The organism is Nocardia pneumoniae NBRC 100136 (assembly GCF_000308755.1).
GTDB classification, from domain to species: domain Bacteria; phylum Actinomycetota; class Actinomycetes; order Mycobacteriales; family Mycobacteriaceae; genus Nocardia; species Nocardia pneumoniae.
The window spans coordinates 231684-255128 of record NZ_BAGF01000084.1; the positions used below are offsets into that span (position 1 = coordinate 231684).

18 protein-coding genes are annotated in these 23445 nt (G+C 68.2%); 12 read left to right on the forward strand and 6 right to left on the reverse strand.

The features are described from left to right. Window positions 1–7 precede the first annotated feature (7 nt). Entirely contained in the window at window positions 8–427 is a 420-nt protein-coding gene (locus ON34_RS27910; protein WP_218003936.1) for a MerR family transcriptional regulator, read from the forward strand. 23 nt (window positions 428–450) lie between these two features. Here the strand turns inward: ON34_RS27910 and ON34_RS27915 are convergent, their stop codons facing one another. After that, window positions 451–1053: a cysteine hydrolase family protein gene (locus tag ON34_RS27915; RefSeq protein ID WP_040784936.1), complete on the reverse strand. Its 603-nt coding sequence runs from the start codon at window positions 1051–1053 to the stop codon at window positions 451–453. Between the two features lie 67 nt (window positions 1054–1120). Further along, window positions 1121–2692: a fatty-acid--CoA ligase FadD5 gene (fadD5, locus tag ON34_RS27920; RefSeq protein WP_040784938.1), complete on the reverse strand. Its 1572-nt coding sequence runs from the start codon at window positions 2690–2692 to the stop codon at window positions 1121–1123. Window positions 2693–3022: 330 nt separating this feature from the next. Here fadD5 and ON34_RS27925 point away from each other — a divergent pair, with 330 nt between their 5' ends. Then, a complete protein-coding gene (locus ON34_RS27925) occupies window positions 3023–3997 on the forward strand; it encodes an NAD(P)H-dependent flavin oxidoreductase (RefSeq protein WP_174372082.1) in 975 nt (324 codons plus the stop codon). Between the two features lie 227 nt (window positions 3998–4224). On the opposite strand, the gene ON34_RS27930 is transcribed toward ON34_RS27925, so the two are convergent. Further along, window positions 4225–5196 (reverse strand): MBL fold metallo-hydrolase, encoded by a 972-nt coding sequence (locus ON34_RS27930; protein WP_245548226.1) that lies wholly within the window; start codon window positions 5194–5196, stop codon window positions 4225–4227. A 217-nt stretch (window positions 5197–5413) separates the two neighbouring features. Here ON34_RS27930 and ON34_RS27935 point away from each other — a divergent pair, with 217 nt between their 5' ends. From ON34_RS27935 to ON34_RS38185, 4 genes are read left to right on the forward strand one after another with little or no spacing between them, the layout of a single operon-like run. Continuing rightward, entirely contained in the window at window positions 5414–5710 is a 297-nt protein-coding gene (locus ON34_RS27935; protein WP_051023213.1) for an acyl carrier protein, read from the forward strand. Beyond that, on the forward strand, window positions 5707–10758 hold the full coding sequence (locus ON34_RS27940; protein ID WP_040784940.1) for a type I polyketide synthase: 5052 nt from the start codon (window positions 5707–5709) through the stop codon (window positions 10756–10758). Before ON34_RS27935 ends, ON34_RS27940 begins: the two co-directional genes overlap by 4 nt. Beyond that, window positions 10755–10913 carry a hypothetical protein gene (locus ON34_RS36375; RefSeq protein WP_157172449.1) on the forward strand — a complete coding sequence of 53 codons (159 nt, stop codon included), beginning with the start codon at window positions 10755–10757 and terminating at the stop codon, window positions 10911–10913. Before ON34_RS27940 ends, ON34_RS36375 begins: the two co-directional genes overlap by 4 nt. A 31-nt stretch (window positions 10914–10944) precedes the next feature. After that, a complete protein-coding gene (locus tag ON34_RS38185; RefSeq protein WP_281032468.1) occupies window positions 10945–13071 on the forward strand; it encodes a fatty acyl-AMP ligase in 2127 nt (708 codons plus the stop codon). A 62-nt stretch (window positions 13072–13133) separates the two neighbouring features. On the opposite strand, the gene ON34_RS27950 is transcribed toward ON34_RS38185, so the two are convergent. From ON34_RS27950 to ON34_RS27960, 3 genes are all read right to left on the reverse strand, one after another. Continuing rightward, window positions 13134–13538, reverse strand: a complete 405-nt coding sequence (locus tag ON34_RS27950) for an RNA-binding S4 domain-containing protein (RefSeq protein WP_083889836.1) — start codon at window positions 13536–13538, stop codon at window positions 13134–13136. A gap of 3 nt (window positions 13539–13541) precedes the next feature. Next, entirely contained in the window at window positions 13542–14135 is a 594-nt protein-coding gene (locus ON34_RS27955; RefSeq protein ID WP_051023215.1) for a C40 family peptidase, read from the reverse strand. A gap of 423 nt (window positions 14136–14558) precedes the next feature. Continuing rightward, window positions 14559–14816 (reverse strand): hypothetical protein, encoded by a 258-nt coding sequence (locus tag ON34_RS27960; protein ID WP_040784943.1) that lies wholly within the window; start codon window positions 14814–14816, stop codon window positions 14559–14561. A gap of 134 nt (window positions 14817–14950) precedes the next feature. Here ON34_RS27960 and ON34_RS27965 point away from each other — a divergent pair, with 134 nt between their 5' ends. The 6 genes from ON34_RS27965 to ON34_RS27990 all read left to right on the forward strand — a co-directional run bounded on the left by ON34_RS27965 (window position 14951) and on the right by ON34_RS27990 (window position 23443). After that, window positions 14951–16132 carry an ATP-binding protein gene (locus ON34_RS27965; RefSeq protein WP_040784945.1) on the forward strand — a complete coding sequence of 394 codons (1182 nt, stop codon included), beginning with the start codon at window positions 14951–14953 and terminating at the stop codon, window positions 16130–16132. A 166-nt stretch (window positions 16133–16298) separates the two neighbouring features. After that, entirely contained in the window at window positions 16299–18254 is a 1956-nt protein-coding gene (locus ON34_RS27970; RefSeq protein ID WP_040784947.1) for an acyl-CoA dehydrogenase family protein, read from the forward strand. Window positions 18255–18597: 343 nt separating this feature from the next. After that, the gene (locus ON34_RS27975; protein ID WP_040784949.1) at window positions 18598–19560 is read left to right on the forward strand and encodes an alpha/beta fold hydrolase; all 963 of its coding nucleotides are present in this window, start codon (window positions 18598–18600) and stop codon (window positions 19558–19560) included. 193 nt (window positions 19561–19753) lie between these two features. After that, window positions 19754–20041, forward strand: a complete 288-nt coding sequence (locus ON34_RS27980) for an Rv0250c family protein (RefSeq protein ID WP_040785046.1) — start codon at window positions 19754–19756, stop codon at window positions 20039–20041. Window positions 20042–20611: 570 nt separating this feature from the next. After that, window positions 20612–21478 carry a succinate dehydrogenase subunit SdhC gene (sdhC, locus tag ON34_RS27985; protein WP_245548227.1) on the forward strand — a complete coding sequence of 289 codons (867 nt, stop codon included), beginning with the start codon at window positions 20612–20614 and terminating at the stop codon, window positions 21476–21478. Window positions 21479–21502: 24 nt separating this feature from the next. Further along, window positions 21503–23443, forward strand: coding sequence for a fumarate reductase/succinate dehydrogenase flavoprotein subunit (locus tag ON34_RS27990; RefSeq protein ID WP_040784950.1), 1941 nt, complete (start codon window positions 21503–21505; stop codon window positions 23441–23443). The last annotated feature ends 2 nt before the right edge of the window (window positions 23444–23445 follow it).

Sequence of the window (23445 nt, forward strand, 5' to 3'; positions counted from 1 at the left end):
GGAGGCTATGGGTTCACGTCAGCGTGAATGTCAAGCCGATGAGGAGGGACCAAGGGTGCTGATCAGCGAACTCGCCAAGTTGACCGGCGTGAGCGCGCGAGCGCTACGCCACTACGAGGATCGAGGACTATTGGTCCCGACTCGTAACAGCAGCGGGTACCGGGAGTACTCCGAATCCGATGTCACCCGCGTGGCCCAGATCACAACGATGGTCTCCGCCGGTTTGGCAACCGCGACCATCCGAAAATACCTCGGTTGCGCCCACACCGGCGATCATGGCGTCTTCCTCGAAATATGCCCCGAACTGCGGGCGGAACTGGACGACGTGGCACGACGCATCCAAGCCCGACAGGCGGAACTCAGCGAGACGCGGCGGCGATTGGACAGGCTCGCATCCACTGGTGGAAGCAGGTCGATAACATCATGACAGGCAACAACTAGGTCAGGCCGTCAGCCGCTGACCAATTCCAGCGCCTGTGCGGCGTGCAGGCATCCTGCCGTGACGAGCTCGAGGTTGGCCAGCGCGGCGTCGTGCGCTTCCAGGCTCCCCGCGGCCACGCAGTCGGACACCGGGTGCACGGTGAACCCCAGGTCGGTGCCGTGCCGAGCGGTCTGCTCGACGGTCAGGTTGGTCGCCACGCCGGTGATGAACAGAGTTTCGATGCCATGATCGGCCAACCACTCCGGAAGTTTGCTGCCCGCGAGCCCGGACAGCTTCTGGTTGTCGAACACATCTGTGGGCTGCGCTTCCATCTCTGGAATGATCGCGGTGCCGGGGGAGTCGGGGCGGAACTCGGTTTGCGCCGCGCCGACCGAGCGCATGAAGCCGGTGTTGCGCACGAGCTCGCCCTCGCCGACTGGGATGGTGAAGCGGGTGAACACCACCGGCACCTCCAGCGCGAGCGCCGCCGCGTGGAAGTCCTTCGCACGAGGCACCACACCGCTGGCCGCCACGGGCGCGGCCAACATCGGCCCGAAGAACCCTTCCGGTCGAACGACATTCACCTGCCAGTGCAGCGCCAGCACGGCGGCGCGGATGCGTCGGATCGCCATGGGACGACCTTACGCATCGACACCCAGTCGCAGTGTCCGATTCACGTGAAACGTGCGTGTCGCCAGGTCAGGACGAATAGTCCTTGCGCAACTGCACTTTCACGACCTTGCCGCTGGCGTTGCGGGGCAGCTCGGGAACCAGCACCAAGTCTTTGGGGTGCTTGTAGCGGGCCAGGTTCTCGTTGAGGAACGGCTCCAGCTCGGCCAGCGTCAGCTCGTCGTCGGGGTTCTCCAGCGCGACCACCGCCACCGGCACCTCGCCCCACTTCTCGTGCGCGCGGCCCACCACCGCCGCCTCCCGGATCTTCGGGTGCGCGAACAGGACGTTCTCCACCTCGGCGCAGTAGATGTTCTCGCCGCCGGAGATGATCATGTCCTTCTTGCGGTCCACCACATAGATGAAACCCTCGTCGTCCTGGCGGACCAGATCGCCGGAGTGGAACCAGCCGCCCGCGAACGCCTCCGCGGTGGCTTCCGGCTTGTTCCAGTAGCCCCGCATGAGAGTGGGTCCGCGATAAACGATTTCGCCCACCTCGCCGGGCGCGACGTCGTTCATCTCGTCGTCGACGATGCGCGCCTGAATGGTCGGGATGGGCTTGCCCACCGAGCCGATCTTGCGGATGGCGTCCTTTCCCTCCAGCACGCAGGTGATCGGCGACATCTCCGTCTGACCGAACACCGCGACATTGAACGCGTTCGGGAAGCACTCGGCCATCGCGCGCAGCACGGTGTCCGACGCGGGCGCCGCGCCCCAGCTCAGTACCTCGAGCGCGAGTTTGCGCTCCTTCACGGTCGGGTGGTCGCAGACCAGCTGCCACTGCGCGGGCACGCAGAAGGCGGAGGTGGCCTGCTCTCGCTCCAGCGCGTCGAGGAATTCCCCGGCGTCGAAGGCGCCGAGCGGGTGCAACACCGTCTTCGAACCGAGCAGGAACGCCGGTGCGAGGCTGCCGAGTCCGGCGATGTGGAACAGCGGCGAGGTGCACAGGCCGATCGAGTCCGGTTCCAGCGCCAGCGCCCGGATGCAGGTGAGCGCCTGGGCATTCATGTTCGCGTGGGTCAGCACCGCGCCCTTCGGGCTGCCCGTGGTGCCCGAGGTGTACATGATCAGGCTGGGAGTGTCTTCGGGAATGTCCAGCGGGGTATGCGGTTCGCCATCTTCGGCGAGCAAGTCGTCGAAGCCGATCACGCCGTCGCCGGACGCGCCGCCGATCACCACGCAGGTCTCCAGGGCGGGAGCTTGTGCGCGCACCACGGTGGCCAGCGGTTGCAGCACGGTGTCGGTGACGATCGCCTTGGCGCCGCTGTCGCTCACGATGTAGGCGACTTCGGGGGGCGTGAGCCGGAAGTTGACCGGGACCGCGATCGCGCCGAGCGCGGTGATGCCGAAGACGGCTTCGAGGTATTCGGGGTAGTTCAGCGCGAGAATCAGCACCCGATCGCTGGATCCGACGCCGCGGCGCGCCAGTCCGTCGGCGAATTTCAGTGACCGCTCGTGCAATTGGCGCCACGTGGTGTCCACGCCACGGAACCGCACCGCGACCGCGTCCGGGCGCATTTGCGCATGCACGGCGATCTGGTTGTTCCAGTGGTTGCGCCGCGACCTGATCGGCTCGGTGAGCGCTGCTGCCCTGGTGGTCATGCCACGAACTCCTCTCGGACCGCCGGGATGCCCGCGGCGGCGACGGGCTGAATCAGGAGCAGAATAGCAACTAACTTAATTGCTCGACAAGGGAGACAGAGATGAATGGTTGTTAAGCGGTGGAGACTTGTACCTCGACTCCAAGTAGGTACTTTCACCTGGTTATTCAGGCACAATACGCGCAGCATCGAAGCGTATGAGGGCAACGTAGAACCTCGTCATCGGTGCGAACCTCGGCTCACTTGTGGGTTGAACGTGGGCCGATCCTCATGTCACCATCGACGCCAACGGGCGAACCGGCACGCCCGCGCGAGACAGAGGAGAAGCGCAATGCTGCGGACCAGGTTCACCGAGAAATTCGGGGTGGAGCATCCCATCGTCCAGGGCGGCATGATGTGGGTCGGGCGCGCCGAACTCGTCGCGGCCGTCGCCAACGCGGGCGGACTCGGCTTCATCACGGCACTGACCCAGCCGACCCCGGACGACCTGCGCCGCGAGATCGCCCGCACCAGGGAGCTGACCGACAAACCGTTCGGCGTGAACGTCACCATCCTGCCGTCGATCAACCCGCCGCCGTACGCGGAATACGTGCAGGCGATCATCGACAGCGGCGTGCAGATCGTCGAAACCGCGGGCAGCAACCCGGAGCCGTTCCTGCCCTACTACAAGGACGCGGGCATCAAGGTGCTGCACAAGTGCACCAGCGTCCGGCACGCGCTGAAGGCCGAACGGATCGGCGTGGACGGGGTGAGCATCGACGGGTTCGAATGCGCGGGCCATCCCGGTGAGGACGATGTCCCCGGCCTCGTGCTCATCCCCGCCGCTGCCCGCGAACTGAGCATTCCGATGATCGCCTCCGGCGGCATCGCCGACGCCCGCGGCCTGGTCGCGGCACTGGCTCTCGGCGCGGACGGCGTCAATATGGGCACCCGATTCCTGTGCACGCAGGAGTCCTCGATCGATCACAAGGTCAAGGAGCGGATCGTCGCGAACTCCGAGCGCGACACCCAGCTCATCTTCCGCACCATGCGCAATACCGCTCGCGTCGCGGACAACGAGATCAGCCGCAAAGTCGTCGAAATCGAGAAGGCAGGCGGCACTTTCGACGACGTGCGCGATCTGGTCGCGGGCGCGCGCGGTCGCCGGGTGTTCGAGGAGGGCGATCTGGATGCGGGCATCTGGTCGGTTGGCCTGTGCCAGGGCCTCATTCACGACATCCCGACCTGCGCCGAACTGATCGGCCGGATGGTCACCGAGGCCGAGGCGCTGATCACCGCCCGGCTCGCCGGAGCCATCGTCGGCTGACGAGTTTACCTGCCACGCGGGTGGTCGGGCTCGTAGTGCCGTTGGCTGAGTGACTTACCTCCGCGCGGGCGGGTCACAGGCTCATCGCCGTGACTGGCGCTGCGCGCGGTCGCCGAAACCGTCGGCGGCGGCTGAGCGGTTACGTGCCCGCGCGGGCGGTAACGGCCTCGCAATCGTGACCAGCGCTGAGCGCGAGGTCGCCGAAACCGTCGGCGGCGGCTGAGCGGTTACTTGCCCGCGCGGGCGGTGACGGCCTCGTAATCGTGACTGGCGATGAGTTCGATGTCGTCGGGCAGCGCGTGCAGGCGGTGGATCGTGGTGAAGGCGGCGTCGCGGTCGGAGTCGAAGAGTTTGCCGGGCATCGGGGCCTTCTCCCGCAGCAGATCGACCTGCAACTTGCTCCAGACGGCGTCGCCCGCGAACAGCACCCGGCTGCCGTCGTCCACGGCGAGCAGCACGCCGATGCTGCCCGGTGTGTGGCCTGCGAGATCCACCAGCAGCACCGAACCGTCACCGAACAGGTCTTTGCTGCGCGAGAAGGTGAGCACCGGCGGTCCGTCCAACTCGAACCGGTCGAACGTGCGACCGCGCAGGGGCCCGCGCGCCACACCGGCCGGGGCGTGCGGGCCGCCCATCGCCCAGTCGTATTCGACGCCGGGCAACCGGACCTCCACCGAGGGTGGCAATTCCAGCAGGCCCGAGACGTGGTCCCAGTGCAGATGGGTGGGCAGCACGAAATCGATGTCGGAGCCCGCGATGTTGTGCTCGGCGAGCACGTCGGACAGACCGAGAACCGGTTTGTCCGGCGCGACGAGCAGCGGGACGGGGAACGGCAACTCGGGTAGCACCCGGTCGTGCACGCCCGCGCACAAGGCGGGATCGACCAGGAAACGCGCCTTCGGATGCTCGACCAGGAACGCCGCCATCGACAGCGTCATCTCCCGCAGGCTGCGCACGCCCTCGGCCACGATGGTGGTCGGCGCCGACATGGTGGCCTGATTCAGCACGGTGAGCCGCACCGCGGCGCTCGCCGTGGGCAGCGGCCGCACCTCGAGGTTCGCCAGCAGCGCGGTGTCGGGGCGGCGCGGGCGCAGTAGGCGGCCGGGCGTCGCCGCCAGCGCGGCACAGCAGCGCAGCAGAGTGGGCACGATCGGAGTGCGCTCGGCGCGGGTGGCGGCACCGCTGTCCGGTTCGGTCACCATGCCACCGTAAGTGATCGCCGTGGTTCGCGAAAGGCTGGGCAGGCAGCGGAAACGCGGCTGCCTCGCCGTCGCTCGGCCCGGCGTGGGCTTCGGACGGACTACGTCCGGCTGCGCCGTCTATGCGACCTTGCTCCGGCCGATTTCTGCGGCATAATCGCGTGAGTACCGTTCTTTAGTTGGTCGCAGCAGCCGGGAGACGGGGAGGGAGGACGCGATGCCGCCCAGTCTTCCGGACGGGCACAGTGGTGCGCAGGGGAATGACGGTTCGCTCGGCTATCGCCGACGCACCGCGCTGACTTGCGCCGCCGTCTCGGCCGTCGCGGACCTACTAGGGGTCGACGCCGCCACGGTGTCGACCAGCTCGCCCTTTACCGATCTCGGCCTCAGTTCCACCCAGCTTGCGAGGCTGACCGCCCATCTCGAAGACGCTATGGGAGTCGAGGTTCCGCTGACCGCGATCTACGACCATCCAGACATCGAGCAGCTTGTCGAGTATCTCGCGATGCGATGAGCAGCGCGGATACTGACTCGATCGGCTCGCATCCCCCCGTCTCCATCATCGGCATCGGCTGCCGACTGCCCGGAGCGGCGAGCGTCGCCGAATTCTGGCGGCTGCTACTCGACGGTGTGGACGCCACGTCCACACCGCCCGCAGGCCGCCTCGGCACCCGGCGCGGCGGCTACCTCGACGATGTCGAGTCGTTCGACAACGACTGGTTCGCCATCGCCGCGCGGGAGGCCGCCGTCATGGACCCGCAACAGCGGATCGCGCTGGAAGTCGCGGTGGAGGCTCTCGACGATGCCGGAATCGGCTATCGTGCACGGGGATCCGGCGCGGCCGTGGTGTTCGGCGCGTCCGGGTACGACCACGGCATCGCGGTGCTCGGCCGGGAAGGCCACGACGCCCCGTACGCGGTGACCGGATCGGCGCTCAGCATCATCGCCAACCGGCTGTCGTACGTGCTCGATCTGCACGGGCCGAGTCTGGTGCTCGACAGCGCGTGCTCGTCCTCCCTCGCCGCGGTGGACCTCGCGGTCCGGTTGCTCGCCGACGGCACGGTCCCGTTCGCCATCGTCGGCGGCGTGAATCTGGTGCTGTTGGAGCACACGTCGAACTACCTGGCCGAGAGTGGTTTCCTGTCGCCGGACGGGCGAACGGCGCCATTCGACGCCACCGCCGACGGCTATACCCGCGGCGACGGATGCGCGGTGGTCGTCCTGCAACGGACCGCGGACGCGCTGCGCGAGGGCAACCGGGTGTACGCGGAGATCATCGGAACGGCCGTCGGATCGGACGGACGCTCCAACGGCCTGTACGCACCGAACGGCCGCGCACAGCAGGAGACCCTGCGCACCGCGTGGTCGCGTGCCGGTAGCACCCCGCGCAGCGCTGGATACATCGAATGTCACGGCACCGGAACACCTTTGGGTGACGCGGTGGAGATCGGCGCGCTGGCCGCCGCGCTCGGTGAGAGCACTGAGTGGTGGAGCGAGTCGCGCATCGACGCGAACGATCCGATCTGGATCGGCTCGGTGAAGTCCAATATCGGACATCTGGAAGCCGCCGCCGGAGTCACCGGGCTGGTCAAGACCGCCCTGTCCATCCATCACGGCGTGATCGCGCCGACGATCAACCTCCGCACCGAACACCCGTTGCTGCACCTGGCGGAGCGCGGTCTGCGTGTGCCGACCGAGCCGGTGGACTGGAGCCACGTGCCCGCACCGCAGCGGATGGCGGGCGTCAGCTCGTTCGGATTCGGTGGCACCAACGCGCATATCGCGGTGCGCGGGGTGGCCGCGCCACAGCACGCCCGAAGCGATCCGTTTCCGGTACTGCTCACGCTGACCGCCCGCGACGACGGGGAACTGCGCGAGCACGCACTGCGGCTTGCCGACGAGCTGGACCACGCCGACCCGCCGCTGAGCGAGTTCGCCGCGGCCACGGCGCGATTGCTGCCCGAGACGGCGCGGGCGGCGATCCTGGCGCACGACCACCGGGACGCGGTGCACCGGCTGCGCACCTTCGGCCGCGGCGACGCCGACGCGGCGCTCGGCCCGGTGCGCAACCGCCGTCCTGGCGGCCTGCTCTTGTTGTTCTCCGGTCAAGGTGGCCAGCATCCGAGAATGGGTCGCGCGCTGGCGGCGCGATATCCGGTGTTCGCCACCGGGCTCGCCGAGGCGACAGACGCCATCGTGACGGCGGGTGGACCGCGAATCTGGACGCCGCGGCACGGTTTCACCTTCGCGGGCGCCAGCGAGTCGCACGCCACCGAATTGGTGCAGCCCGCGCTGTTCACGTTCCAAGTTGCGGCGGTGAGACTCCTGGCGGAGTTCGGGATTCGTCCCGACGCGGTGGCCGGGCACAGCCTCGGCGAGATCGCCGCCGCGACCGTCAGCGGCGCGCTGTCCCTGGCCGACGCGGCGCGCATCGTGGTGCTGCGCAGCGCGACCCTGGCCCACCTGGACGGCCACGGCGCGATGGCGGTGCTGGAGGCGGGCCCGGACGTAGCGGCGAAAATGGTGGAGCCGATGCGCGGGGAGGTGGGCATCGCCGCGATCAACGGCCCCAGATCGGTGGTGGTGTCCGGGACGCCGCGCTATATTGACACGCTGGTGCGCCGAGCCACCCGCCGCAACATGTTCGCGCGTCGGCTCGCCGTCGACTTCGCCGCGCACGGCCCGCAGGTCGCCGCCGTGCTCCCATCGTTCGTCGGGGCGTTGAGCGAGATCACACCGCTGGTGCCGCAGGTACCGGTGTACTCGACGGCTCGGCGCGGCGCGAAGATCACCACAGCCGCCATGGACCGCGAGTACTGGGCCGACAATGCCGCGGGCACAGTGGAATTGGCGGCGGCGATGGAAAGGGCGGCTGAGGACGGCATCTCGACCGTGCTGGAGATCGGGCCGCATCCCGTGCTCGCGTCCGCCGTGCGGGAGTACCCGGATTTCCGGGAGGGCACGCATCCGGTGGCGTCGCGCGAGGACGAGGCGGGCGGGTTCCTCGCCGGTCTGGCGCGGCTGTACTTGGAAGGGCGGCCGGTCGACTGGTCGGCGCTCGGTCCGTACCATGGAGCATTCCCGCGCCAGTGGCGCAAGCGAAGGTTTCCGCTCCTGGTGTCGGGCCCCGCGAACGGGCACACCCCCGAATCCGCCTTTCTCTCCGAGGATCTCACCGACCACGTGGTGAAGGGCGACAGCACCGTCCCCGCCGTGTTCTGGCTGCGTAGGCTGCTGCACCTGGCCCGAACGACCGCCGGGGTGACCAGGCTCGCCGACTTCGTCGTGCACGAGCGGACCGATTCCAGAACACTGCCCGAGGTCGTCTATCGCGGACCGGGCGCCGAGGAAAGCGTGCGGGCGGAGGTCACTGGCACCGAGACGCTGGCTTCGGCCCGGCCCGCCGGTGACCCCACACCCGCGGATATCGTCGCATGGATGCGGGTGGTCGACGCAAACCGGGCCGCCCGCCACCATATGCGTGTCATCGCCACCGGCACTTTCTACGAGGAACTGCGCCGCAGGGGATTGGAGTACGGACCGCGTTTCCGTGCGCTGCGCGGCATCGCGGCGGGCACCGGACGGGCGCTCGGCCTGTTCGACGCCGCCGAATTGCACCGCACCGCAACGCTGGACGGGTGCCTGCAAGTGCTCGCTGCGGCGCTGTTCGACGAGCTGCCCGCCGCGTCGATTCCGCTGCCGATCGGCATGGACTCCGCCTGGCTGTCGACCGAACCGAATCGCCATGTGCTCGAGGTGCACGCGCTGATCCGGGAGCGCAGCGACAACGGGCTGGTGGGCGACGTCATCGCGACCGATCAGCACGGCGTGCCCTGTCTTGCCTTCTCCGGCGTGCACATTCGCTACGCCGCACCCGATGACGCGGACGGGATCGGCGTACTGCGAACGCCACGCGCCGGACAGGACGCGTCGTTCCGTCACGAGACGTGGATATCGCGCGATCCGGAGTCGCTGGGGCTCGGCGACGCGCCGGACGCGTTCGGGCGGCGCGCGGTCGTGGTCGGCGCCTCCGAACTCGCGGTCCGGCTCGCCAGGGCACTTGATGCCACCCTTCCGACCGAGCGCATCGCGCGCGAACCGGACGACGCTGGCCCCCTCGTCACGGCGGTCCTCACCGGGCGCGATCACGCGCGGACCGCCGTGGTGGTGGTCTGTCCGGCGGACGACGGCGCGAGCGATGCGCAGGAAGGCATCGCATCGCTCGGGCGCGTCCTCGATCTGCTGCAACGGATTTCCACCGACGAGGCCACCGGGTCCATGACGGTCGTCCTGCCACGGCACGACCTGCGATCCGCGGCGATCGCGGGCCTTGTGCGCTCGCTGCAACTCGAGTCGGGTCGGCCGGTGCGCCTGGTGTGGGCCGATACCGACCCCGCCAGTGTGCCGGTGCTCGGCCGTCTGGTGTCCGCTGCCGACCTTCCCGACGAGCTGCGCCTGTCCGCGGGTGAGGTCGCGGTCCGGCGCTTCACGCCCGCACGAGCGCGGGCACTGCCGGTCGCGAGTATCGATACGAATGGAACCTATGTCGTCACCGGCGGGCTGGGGACGCTCGGGTCGGTCGCCGTCCGCTGGCTGCTCGACGCGGGCGCGCGAGACGTGGTGGTGCTGACGCGCGCACCTCGCCCGGTGCCCGCGCTGCTGGACGGCTTGGAGGACCGCATTGTCGTGGTGCGCTGCGACGCGGCCGACCGGGACGATCTGGCGAACGCGCTCAGCGACATCCGGGCGTGGGGGGCGGCCATTCGCGGTGTCGTGCACGCCGCAGGGGCGCTGGAGGATGCCGCGTTCGACGCGGTCACGGCAAGTCAGCTGGCCAGGATGTACGCCCCCAAAGCCACCGCGGCGAGCAATCTGATCGAGCTCACCGCGGCCGACGCGACCGACTTCGTGCTGCTGTTCTCCTCGGCGACCGGCGCACTCGGCGCACCTGGCCAAGCCGCCTACGCCGCGGCGAACGCGGCCATGGACGCCATGGCCGCGGGTGACCCGGGCAGGCGGATTCTCAGCATCGGCTGGGGCCTCTGGGATTCCGGGCTCGCCGCGGCGGCCGGTGGGGCGAGCCACTTGCGACGCGCGGGCGTCGGGGCGTTCGACGTGCGCCGTGGAACCGCCGTGCTCGCCCAGGCCCTCCGCTACGAAAGCCCGTATCTGCTCGCACTGGAGTACACACCAACCACCGACACGTCACCGGTGGCCGCGCGTCTGACGAATCTTCTTGTACCGCTGGTCGATTCAGCGTCCGGTCGAGACAACGCACCGAAGCCCCTTCCCATGCCGTCGGACTCCGCCGAGCCACTGACCACCACCATTCGCCGCGTGCTGGCGAGCACACTCGGCCTGCCCGCCGAACACATCGACCCCGCCGCCGACTTCAACGACCTCGGCCTCACTTCCCTGCTCGCGATCGAGATGCGCCGCAATCTGGAGACCCGGCTGCGCGTCCGGATCGCGACCGCGGAGCTGTTCAAACACCCCACCATCACCGCACTCGGCGCCGCCCTGCTGGACCGAGTCGCGGCGAACACCAGCGAGGCGTCGTGACCACGAGTGACCACATGCCAGGAGCGATCCTCGCGGCTCAGGTAGCCCACTCGGCAACTCCACCGGACGAGCCCGCCTACACCGAACTGCGCTACCGCCTGCAAGAACGCGCGCCCGTCACGGCGATATCAGCGAGGCATCGTGACAGCAAGTGACCACACGACGGGCAATGTCCTCGCTGCCCAGGTGGCCCACTGGGCGGCGACTCGACCGGATGACCCGGCATACACCGAACTGCGCTACCGCCTGCAAGAACGCGTGCCCGTCACGGTGACCTACGCAGACCTGCACGCCGCCGCGGGGGCGATCGCGGCACGACTTCGAGAGGAGAGCGCGCCCGGCGACCGGGTCGCCATCCTCTGCGCCCACGGAATCGATTATGCGGTCGCCTTTCTCGCCTGCCTGTACAGCAATCGCATAGCGGTACCGCTGTTCCCCGCAGCTGGAACGCGCAACCGAGACCGCTTGCACGCGATCCTCGCCGACGCCCGCCCCACCCTGACCCTGCTCTCCGCCCACGACGAAACCACCGCCGCGACCCTCGGACCGGCACTGGGGCGCATTCTTACCGTGCCGTCGGAACCTTCAGCGGATTGGGTCCTGTCACCCGCATCGGCGGCAGCTTCGGCCTCCCCGGAGCAGCCAGTTCCAGCCGGACAACCAACCGCATCGCGCGCTGAGTCAACCCCATCGGCTGCGCACTCCGCCGCACCAGCGACGTACTCGGCCGCGCAGTCACCAACGTCGGTAACCGAATTCGCCCTACCGCACGCGGGCGCGCATGTCGCACGACAAACGACGCCAGCGGCGGACCCGCTATCACCGATGACGCAGGCAGACAGACCGATTCCGCGCCCAGCCGCGCAGCCGACCTCGACAGTGGGGGACCTGGTAGCACCGATCACACTGCCGCTGCGCCCACCCGAACCCAGGCCGCTCTCCGCCGCACAGCGCGCGCGACGAAGCACACCGGCCGCGAGCGAGCGCGACGATGCATCGCGCAGCAGGAATGCGGCCACGCGGATGACAGTGCCCGCTGCGACTGATGCGCCCGTCGTCGACCCGGTGTGCAGCGAGCTCGCGTATCTCCAATACACCTCCGGGTCGACCAAGTCTCCTGCCGGTGTTCGGGTCACGCATGCGAATCTGGCCGCGGCGCTGGCGCAGTTACGGGATGCGCTGTCCTCGGTCAGGGATCGGCCCATCGTGACCTGGCTGCCGTTCTTTCACGACATGGGGCTGATCCTGGGCTTGGCGCTGCCGCTCTGGCTCGGTGTGCACGGCGTCACCCTGGCGCCCGCGGAATTCGTGAAGCGGCCCATCCGCTGGCTGCGCGCGATCGCCGACTACGGCGCGGGCATCACGGGATGCCCCAATTTCGCGTTGACGCTCGCGGTGTCGGGAACGACGCCGCAGGAGCGGACCGGTCTGGACCTGTCGGGGCTGGACGTCTTGCTCAACGGCTCCGAACCGGTCCGCGCCGACGCGCTGGAGGAATTCACCAGGACGTTCGCCCCCTACGGCTTCCGCCACCACGCGCACACACCCGGATTCGGCCTCGCCGAGGCCACGCTCACGGTCACCGTCTGCGACGCGCGCGAGGAACCGGTGTGGCACCACTTCGACCGCGCCGCGCTCGCCGAAGGCCGCGCGGTCGCGTTCCCCGACGACGCGCGTGAATCGCGGAGCGGCACGCAGCTCGTCGGCTGCGGCGCACCAGCGGGACAGGCGGTATGTGTGGTCGATCCCGTCACCGGGGTGGTGCTGCCGCCGGGGCACGTCGGCGAGATATGGGTGGCCGGAAACAATGTGTGCGACGGCTATTTCGGCAGGCCCGACGCCACCGAGGAGACCTTCGGCGCCACGCTGCCCGGTGCCGACGTCCGCTGGCTGCGCACCGGCGACCTCGGCTTCCAGCACGAAGGCCAGCTCTACATCGCCGGACGCCGCAAGGACGTCATCGTGGTGGACGGACGCAATCACTATCCCACCGACATCGAGACGACCGTGGAAGCGTGCTCGGCGGATATCCGGCCGGGCCATGTGACGGCGTTCGGGCACGATGACGGGCGCCGGGAAGACTTGGTCGTGGTCGCCGAAGTCGTCACCATCGGCGCCGCCGAACCCGCCGAACTGTCCGCGCTGGCCCGTCGCATCCGCTCCGCGGTCGCGTCCACGCACGAGGTGATGCCCGGCGCGGTGATGCTCGTCGAGCCGGGGCGGATTCCCAAGACCAGCAGCGGAAAGCTCCGGCGCGGGGAATGCAGGGCTCGCTACGTCGCAGGCCATCTACGCCCAGTCGCGATGATCTGAGATCGGAGCACCAACCGCTGTCACAGCGACATCGCGGTGGACTCGTCAGAATTGCTCCGCGGTCAGCGATCAGCCCGGCCCATGAGGCGGTCGGTCTCACGCCGCTCGCGCTTTGTGGGTCGTCCCGCACCGCGATCCCGACGCGGCATGCTCGCCACGATTTCCCGTGGCGGGGGCGGCGGACTGCGATCGATCAGGCACTGCGCGGCGATCGGGGCGCCGACGCGCTTGGTGACGATGCGCTCCACGATGACGATGCGCTCGTGACCGCCAGACCGGATGCGCACCTCGTCACCGGGGCGCACTGGCTGTGCGGGTTTGGCCGTCGAGCCGTTCACCCGCACATGCCCACCACGACATGCTTCCGCGGCGGCGGATCTGGTTTTGAACAGGCGCACGGCCCAAGTCCACGAATCGACGCGGGCCTGGGTCGCGCTGCTCTGGATGCCGGATTCGGCGCGGGCCACTCGTTAGACGATACGGCGTGCGGTGACCACCATGTCGGGGCGCAGCGGGGTGTAGGACACCGGCGTACCGGACTGGACCGCGTTCAGAAGTTTGCCGTCGCCCGCGTAGATGCCGACGTGACCGCCGCCGTTGGTGACGACGATGTCGCCCGGCTGCAGCTCGTGGTAGGCGACCGGGGCTCCGACGTGCGACTGTTCGAAGCTGGTGCGGGGAAGTTCGATGCCCGCCTGACGGAACGCCCACTGGACGAGGCCGGAGCAGTCGAAGGAGCGGGGACCCGCGGCGCCCCAGGAGTACTGCGCGCCGACCTTGGTCTTGGCGGCGTCGAGGGCGATGTCACCCGGGGTGCTGTGCTGGGCGAACAGACCCGGAAGCACCGGCGCGAGACCGGGAAGCTGAGGAGCCACCTGCGCCTCGGGGGCGGGCGCGGGGGCGGCGGGAGCGGCCGCGAGCGCCTGCTGGATCTGCTGATTGAGCTGCTGGACCGGCTGTTCCCATTCCTGCGGAACGTCGAAGTTACCGACACCGGGAACGTTGATGGTCGCGGCCATGGCCGGAATCGCGGGCATGGCGCCGGTCGCGGCCACCGCACCCATGACAATCGCACCCTTGACGGAATTCGGAACCCGAGAATCCCGTTGCAAGCTGTGTTTACCCACCGAGCTACGTCTCCGATCTTGCTACGCTCCCGCCGACCGAGTTCGAGCCGGGAGAACGGCCCTACCCAGACGATCCTCTGAGTCCTCGGTACGACCGCCGAGCCCGGTTGGCCCCGACTGCCGTTTAGGCGGTAACTAGTGGCGCCGCTTCTCTTACGAAGCGACTGGTTCCACTAAGTCACGAAGAGATTACGGTGTTGGCGCGGTGTTGTCCAGCGCACAGAGCTGCTTGTTTTCGATCACCGTGCGAGCCCCTGCAGGGCGCGGAAACCAGACCCGCGGGCGCAGGGTCACAACTAGATCTCGACCGACTCCGCCGGATCACCGAATGGACAACCCAGCCCGGATCCGGAGCCGTACTCAGGATCGGCCGCCGCGGATCACGCGCTCGAGTTCCTCGATTCGGCGTCGCGCGTCGGCCAACTCGATCTCGAGCTTGCCCAGCGCCATGACCAGCGGACCGACCGCGAGGTCCGCGACCAACTGGGGGTCGTCATAACCGCGTTCGATCGCGACGAGGATGTTCGATCTGATGCGCTGGGCCACCGTGGCGCCCGCGGGAACGTTCCACGACTCGACCACCTCGGCGGTGCCGGCCGGGGTTGGTTCGTCGGACATGACCCCTCCCTTCTCGGGTCGGCCCGGAGGACCGACGGCGACAGCAATAGTGCAATACGGACCGCTAAGGCTCTCTAGGACACGCCGTAGACGTGCCCAGATTATTCGGACCCGACGCGCTACGGTGTCGGGGCATGGACCCCGTGCGGAATCCGTATGCACCCGGAGCGGGACAGCGCCCACCCGAATTAGCCGGGCGCGACAAGCAACTCACCGCGTTCGACATCGTGCTCGAACGCATCGCGCGCGGCCGCCCGGAACGCAGCGTCATGCTCACCGGCCTGCGCGGCGTCGGAAAGACGGTGCTGCTCAATCAACTTCGCTCGGCGGCGATCTCGCGCGGATGGGGCACCGGCAAGATCGAGGCGCGGCCGGATCAGGAATTGCGCCGACCGCTGTCCTCGGCGCTGCACATGGCGGTGCGCGCGATCGCCATGGCGCATCGCAATCCGGAACGGGTGGACGACTTCCTCGGCATCCTCAAGGCCTTCGCTCTGCGAGCCACCGCGGACAAGGGCATGCGGGAGCGCTGGCAACCCGGCATCGACGTGCCTGCGGTCAGCGGGAGGGCCGATTCCGGCGACATCGAGATCGACCTGGTGGAACTGCTGGTCGATGCGGCGGCGCTGGCCGGCGACATCGGGGTCGGCATCGCGATCTTCATCGACGAGATGCAAGATCTCGGCCCCGCCGACATCTCGGCGATCTGCGGCGCCTGCCACGAACTGAGTCAGGACGCCGCGCCGCTGATCGTCGTCGGCGCGGGTCTGCCGCATTTGCCCGCCGTGCTGTCCGCCTCGAAGAGCTATTCGGAGCGACTATTCAGTTATCACCGCATCGACCGGCTGGACCGGGAATCCGCGGACCAAGCGCTGATCGCGCCCGCACAACGCGAGAACGTGAAGTTCACCGATGGGGCACTGGACGCGCTGTACCAAAAAGCCGACGGTTACCCCTATTTCGTGCAGGCTTACGGCAAAGCGGCCTGGGACCAGGCGCCGGAGAGCCCGATCACGGCCGAAGACGTCGAGGTCGCCTCACCTGCCGCCGAGGAGGAGTTGGCGGTGGGGTTCTTCGGTTCCCGCTATGAGCGGGCAACGCCCGCTGAGCGCGAGTACATGCGCGCCATGGCGGACCTGGCCGGGGACGACGGCCCGGTGGCGACCGCGGCGGTGGCCAATGAACTCGGCCGCAAACCGGCCTCGCTGTCGCCCGCCCGCGACGGGCTGATCAAGAAGGGTCTCATCTACTCCGCCGAGCGCGGCACGATCGGCTTCACCGTGCCGCACTTCGGCCGCTATCTGCGCTCGGTCTGACCTGCCGCGTGGCAGCCGGACGTGGCTGCGGCCGATTGCCCACTATTCGCCCCTCTTGCAAGATCAATAGATATTCATAGATTTCTCTCGACCAAGAGCCCTACCGACGGGTAACAAAGTCTCCTACACTCGAATGTGATCCTGATCACGTCCGAGGGAGGACATCATGGCGACAGCCGCGAAAGTCGACGCCACCGAAGAACAGGCCCGCGCACTGGTCGAGGAGTCCCGCGAAACGAGCTGGGCCAAGCCCTCATTCGCCAAGGAGATGTTTCTCGGACGGTTCCGGCTGGATCTGATCCACCCGTACCCGCAGCCGAGCCCCGAGGACGCCGCGCACACCGAGGCGTTTCTGACCCGGCTGCGGACGCTGTGCGAGTCCATGGACGGAGCGGTGATCGAAGCCGAGGGCCGGATTCCGGACGAGTACGTCAAAGCCATGGCCGAGCTCGGCTGCTTCGGCCTGAAAATACCGCAATCGTATGGCGGCCAAGGTCTTTCCCAATTCGGCTACAACCGGGCGCTGATGCTGGTCGGCTCGACGCACCCGAGCCTCGGCGTCCTGCTCTCGGCGCATCAGTCCATCGGCGTGCCGGAGCCGCTGAAGCTGGCGGGCACCCCCGAGCAGAAAGCCGAGTTCCTGCCCCGCTGCGCGGCGGGCGCGGTCAGCGCGTTCCTGCTCACCGAGCCCGACGTGGGCTCCGACCCGGCCCGGATGGCCAGCACCGCGACGCCGACCGAGGACGGCGAGGCCTACATCCTCAACGGCGTCAAACTGTGGACCACCAACGGCGTCGTCGCCGAGCTGCTGGTGGTGATGGCGCGCGTGCCCAAGAGCGAGGGGCATCGCGGCGGCATCTCGGCGTTCGTCGTGGAAGCGGACTCGCCGGGCATCACCGTGGAGCGGCGCAACGCCTTCATGGGTCTGCGCGGCATCGAGAACGGCCTGACCAGGATGCACAACGTCCGGGTGCCCAAGCGCAACCTGATCGGCCGCGAGGGCGACGGCCTCAAGATCGCGCTCACCACGCTCAACGCGGGCAGGCTCGCCATCCCCGCCATGTGCACCGCGGCTGCGAAGTGGTCGCTGAAGATCGCGCGGGAGTGGAGCGCGCAGCGGGTGCAGTGGGGGAGGCCGGTCGGCGAGCACGCGGCGGTCGGCCAGAAGATCTCGTTCATCGCGGCCACCACGTTCGCGCTGGAGGCGGCGCTGGACCTGTCGGCCACCATGTGCGACGAGGCGCGCAACGACATCCGGATCGAGGCGGCGCTGGCCAAGCTGTGGGCCAGCGAGATGAGCTGTCAGATCGCCGACGAACTCGTGCAGATCCGCGGCGGCCGCGGCTACGAGACGGCCGCCTCGCTCGCCGCCAGGGGCGAGCGCGCCGTGCCCGCCGAGCAGTTGGTGCGCGATCTGCGGATCAACCGCATCTTCGAAGGCTCCAGCGAGATCATGCGGCTGCTGATCGCCCGGGAGATGGCCGATGCGCACATGGCGGCCGCCGGGGCTCTGGTGGACCGCAAGGCCGAGTTCAAGGACAAGGCGAAGGCGGCCGTCGGCGCGACCGGCTTCTATGCGAAGTGGTTCCCCCAGCTGGCCGTCGGAGCGGGCACGGTACCGGCCGCCTACACCGAATTCGGTGTGCTGGCTCGTCATCTGCGGTTCGTCGAACGCAGTGCGCGCAAGCAGGCCAGGTCGCTGATGTACGCGATGGGCCGCTGGCAGGCCGGGCTGGAATACCGGCAGAACTTCCTGGGCCGGATCGTCGACATCGGCGCGGAGCTGTTCGCCATGTCCGCGGTCTGCGTGCGCGCGCAGGCGATGCGCACCGAGGGCGCGCCGGAGGCCAAGGCCGCCGAAGAGCTGGCGGATACGTTCTGCAGGCAGTCGCGGCTGCGCGTGCGCAAGCTCTTCGACGAGCTGTGGGAGAACACCGACGACGACGATCGCACCCTCACCCGCGGCGTGCTCGACGGCCGCTATCAGTGGCTGGAGGAGGGCGTGCTCGACCCCAGCGAGGGAACCGGACCGTGGATCGGGGAGTGGCAGATGGGCCCGTCGACCGAGGCGAACCTGTTGCGCCCCTTCCTGCCCTCGACCCGCAGCCGCGCGGAGGCGTGAACTAGCGATAGGCCCCGTCACGGTCGGTAGCTCGGGGACCGACCGTGACGGGCGGCTGTCGCTCGGGCCCTATTCGGCAGTATCGGATTATCGCTAGAAAGCGGCAGATTCTTCGGACCCGAGCCGGACCGGCGAGCTATCCGGCTATCTATCGAAATCTACCGTCAGAGCAATCATTTCGTAGATTTTCCTGCCCAGCGCGGCCGCGACCATCGGATCGATCGGCAGCCTCGGTTGGGCAACGTGTACATAACGGCAGGTATGGGCCGTTAACGACGCGGAAATTCCCCTCGAAAAGAGGGCAAGGAGCGCCGATCGCGCTCCACGCCCACAGGAGGGTGCCATGTCTACGACCATCGCCCGCCGAGCCGCCGACTACGACGGCCACCGCATCACGGTGGCAGCCGCGGACGGTGTCCCTCTCGCGGTCCGCGTCTTCGGCGCGGACGACGCCCCCGCGACCGTCGTCTTCGTACACGGACACTGCCTGCACAGCGAATCCTGGTCCTACCTGCGCGATCAATTGCTGCGGCAATGGGGAAGCGACACCAGGATGGTGTTCTACGACCACCGCGGCCACGGTGAATCCGGCGCGGGGCATCCGTCGACCTACACCATCGACCAGCTGGGGCACGACCTGGACACCGTGCTGCGGACGGTCGCCCCGACCGGTCCGGTGATCCTGGTCGGCCACTCGATGGGCGCGATGGTCGTGCTCGCCTACGCCCGGCTCTACCCGGAAGCCGTCGGCACCCGGATCGCCGGGGTGGGCCTGCTGGCGGGCGCGGCCAACGGCATCACCGAGGTGGGACTCGCCCGCTTCCTGAACCGGCGCGCGGTGAACTCGCTGGTGGCGGCCGTCACCCGCGCCCCGCGCGTGATGCAGGCGTCCAAGCGGCTGACCCGCGGCCTGGTCGCGCCGATCCTGCGCGAGGCCAACTTCGGCACCGGGAAGGTGAACCCGCGCATGGCCGCGCTGGCCACGGCGATCCTGAACGACACCCCCCTGCTGACCATGTGCAGCTTCCTGCACTCGCTGATCACCTTCGACGAGACGGCGACCCTGCACCGGCTCGGCACCATCCCCGCGCTGGTGCTGGCGGGGTCGGCGGACATCCTCGTGCCGTTCGCGCACTCGGTGGCGCTGGCGTCCCAGCTGGCCGGTTCCGAGCTGGTGCGCCTGGAAGGGGCCGGACACAGCGTCATGCTGGAGCGAGCCGACGAGGTCGCGCTGTCCATCGTCGGCCTCGTCGAGCGAGCCTTCGCCGCGGTGCGGGCGACAGCCGACTACGCCGCCGCGGGCTGACCACCGGGCAACCAATTGGCGATCCGCGATTTCCCGCCGGGTACGAGCCAGAATCGGATTCTTTCGGTACTGTGTTGTAGATCACGTTGTGTGGTGGGTCACACAACTCGGTGGCGCGCGGTTCGAGGCAGACCGGCAAACCGCGCGCTCGCCACCGAGTTCGCATGTCCGCCAGGGAATACAGGAGGTATCGATGACACGCAGCGAATTTGCGGAACTCCGCTACGCGGTCGGCCAGCTCCGGCAATCCATTGGCGTACTGCGCGACCACTACGGCGACGCCAGCCCCGTGCGCCGACTGGAGAACGACCTCGAGCGCCTGGCCATCGACGCCGACGAACTCGAGCAGTCACCGCCTCCCGAGGTGCGACGCCGAGCGCAGGACGTCATCTACGTTCCGGACAGCAAGTCCGACGAGGCGGCCTGGATGGGCGCGCAGGACGAGGGGCTCGGCTTCCACTCCCGTCCGCGAACCACCTAGAACGCCGTCGCCGATTTCGTGGGCTCCGAGATAACGGGAGTGGGCCCGCGAATCGGCGTGCGTAGTGGACCAGCCTGCCCGCGCCCTGCTGGCGGCACCGACGAGGTTTCGGAGTGGTTGCCATCGCCGTCCAGCGCGGGCCGTGACGCCAGCCCCCGCCCGGAGACCGACCGGCGGACGCCGAAAAGGGCGAGTCACTCCGGCCATCGCTCGAGGCGGCCATCCCGTGGTATCGGCCGGCGATGCGCTTACCTGAGCAAGTCCAGGTCTGACGCCGTATAGACAGACGGGCGGGGCGATCTCCGCACAAGACGACACCACCCGGCACAGACCTCGAGCACGGCGATTCGAGCTCGATTCCGTGCCGCGCACCGGCGCCGAACCCCTTCCGGCCCAGCCGAGTCCGCCTCGTTTGCGGTCCGTTCACCCCGTGCGGCCACCCGCCGATCCGGCGCTCGATGTGGCGCAAATCACTGGCATCTCGTCCGGCTCGTAATGCCGGGACCCTGCTCACGCCATAGCAGGGGTGTCGTATGGTGCTCAGCATCACATTCGATTGCGGAGGTAACGATGACCACCCGCACACAAGATCAGCGAGGCATCCCAGTGAGTGCCGCACCCACCGCCGCCCCGGACACGGGCCCCGGCGTCTTCAGCAGAACAAGGGCCAGGATCTCCGAACGCACATTACGCACCGACCGATGGTGGATCCCGCCACTGTTCACGGTGCTCGGACTCGCCGCGTTCGTCATCTACGCGACGATCAGATCGTATGTGCGCACGGCATATTGGGTTCCCGACTACCACTATCTGACCCCGTTCTACTCGCCCTGCCTGAGCACCTCCTGCGTCGAGGGTTCGAGCCACTTCGGCACCCCGATCGGCGAGCTCCCCGCCATTCTGCCGCTCGGGTTCGTGGCGCTGCCTTTCCTGCTCGGCTTCCGGCTGACCTGCTACTACTATCGCAAGGCCTACTACCGCTCGGTGTGGTTCTCCCCGCCCGCCTGCGCCGTGGCCGAGCCGCACAGCAAGTACACCGGCGAGACCAGGATGCCGCTGATCATCCAGAACGCCCACCGCTACTTCTTCTATGTGGCCCTGGTGGTTTCGGTGATCAACACCTACGACGCCGTCGTCGCCTTCCACGGCAAGACCGGCGGCTTCGGTTTCGGCCTCGGCAATATCGTGCTGCTCGGCAACGTGATCTTGCTCTGGGCCTACACGCTCTCCTGCCACTCGTGCAGGCACATCGCGGGCGGACGGCTCAAACACTTCTCCGCGCACCCGGTGCGCTACTGGTTCTGGACCCAGGTCTCCAAGCTCAACACCCGGCACATGGCGCTGGCCTGGACCACGCTCGGCACGCTCGTGCTGACCGACTTCTACGTCATGTTGGTTGCCAGCAACACGATTTCGGACCTGCGGTTCATCGACTGACCGCCTCACTGAGGAGTTCTCTGCATGGCAGAAGTGGAACGGCACAACTACGACGTCGTCGTGATCGGAGCGGGCGGCGCCGGACTGCGTGCGGTGATCGAGGCCAGGGAGCACGGGCTGTCGGTCGCGGTCGTGTGCAAGTCGCTGTTCGGTAAGGCGCACACCGTGATGGCCGAAGGCGGCTGCGCGGCGTCGATGGGCAATGCCAACGAGAAGGACAACTGGCAGGTCCATTTCAAGGACACGATGCGCGGCGGCAAGTTCCTGAACAACTGGCGCATGGCCGAACTGCATGCCCAGGAGGCGCCCGACCGGGTGTGGGAACTGGAAACCTATGGGGCCCTGTTCGATCGGACTCCGGACGGCCGGATCAGCCAGCGCAATTTCGGTGGCCACACCTACCCCCGGCTCGCCCACGTCGGCGACCGGACCGGCCTCGAGATCATCCGGACCATGCAGCAGAAGATCGTCGCGCTGCAGCAGGAGGATTTCGCGGCGACCGGCGACTACGAGTCGCGGATCAAGGTGTTCGCCGAGTGCACCATCACCGAATTGCTCAAGGACGGCGACCGGATTTCCGGCGCGTTCGGCTACTGGCGCGAATCCGGCCGCTTCATCTTGTTCGAGACCCCGGCGGTGGTGCTGGCGACCGGCGGCATCGGCAAGTCCTACAAGGTGACCTCGAACTCCTGGGAGTACACCGGCGACGGGCACGCGCTCGCGCTGCGCGCCGGCGCGACGCTGATCAACATGGAATTCCTGCAATTCCACCCGACCGGCATGGTCTGGCCGCCCAGCGTGAAGGGCATCCTGGTCACCGAAGGCGTGCGCGGCGACGGCGGGGTGCTGAAGAACACCGAGGGCAAGCGGTTCATGTTCGACTACATTCCGCCGGTCTTCAAGGGGCAGTACGCCGAGACCGAGGAGGAGGCCGATCAGTGGTTGCGCGACAACGATTCCGCGCGCCGCACCCCGGACCTGCTGCCGCGTGATGAGGTCGCGCGCGCGATCAACGAGGAGGTCAAGGCGGGCCGCGGCACCGAACACGGCGGCGTCTACCTCGATATCGCTTCTCGGATGCCCGCCGAGGAGATCGTGCGGCGGCTTCCGTCGATGCACCACCAGTTCAAGGAGCTCGCGGACGTCGACATCACCAAGGAGCCGATGGAGGTCGGGCCGACCTGCCACTACGTGATGGGCGGAGTCGAGGTCGATCCGGACACCGGCGCGGCCACGGTGCCCGGCCTGTTCGCCGCCGGTGAGTGCTCGGGCGGCATGCACGGATCGAATCGGCTCGGCGGGAACTCGCTGTCGGACCTGCTGGTATTCGGCCGCCGGGCCGGACTCGGCGCCGCCGCTTACGTGGAGGGCCTCGCCGACCGGCCGTCGGTCTCCGAGGACGACGTCTCGAAGGCCGCGAAGGCCGCCTTGGCGCCCTTCGATCCTCCCACCGACGGCAACGGCGAGAATCCCTACACCTTGCACACCGATCTGCAGCAGTCGATGAACGACCTGGTCGGCATCATCCGCAAGGAACACGAGGTGCGCCAGGCGATCGAGAAACTCGCCGAGCTGCGCGACCGATTCCGGCACGTCACCGTGGAGGGGCACCGCCAGTTCAACCCGGGCTGGCATCTCGCGCTTGACCTGCAGAACATGCTGCTGGTCAGCGAATGCGTGGCACAGGCCGCGCTGTTGCGCACCGAGAGCCGAGGCGGGCACACCCGGGACGATCACCCGTCGATGGATCCGGACTGGCGCAACAAGCTGTTGGTCTGCGCGGTGGATCCCGGCACGGCAGGCGACCCGATCCCCAGCGTCACAGTGACGCGCAAGGATCAGGTTCCGATGCGCCCGGATCTGCTCGCCCTTTTCGATCTCGGCGAGCTGGAGAAGTACTACACCCCGGCGGAACTCGCCGGGCACCCGGCCGCGGCCGGGAATTCGACAGAGCGAGAGGCGTAACG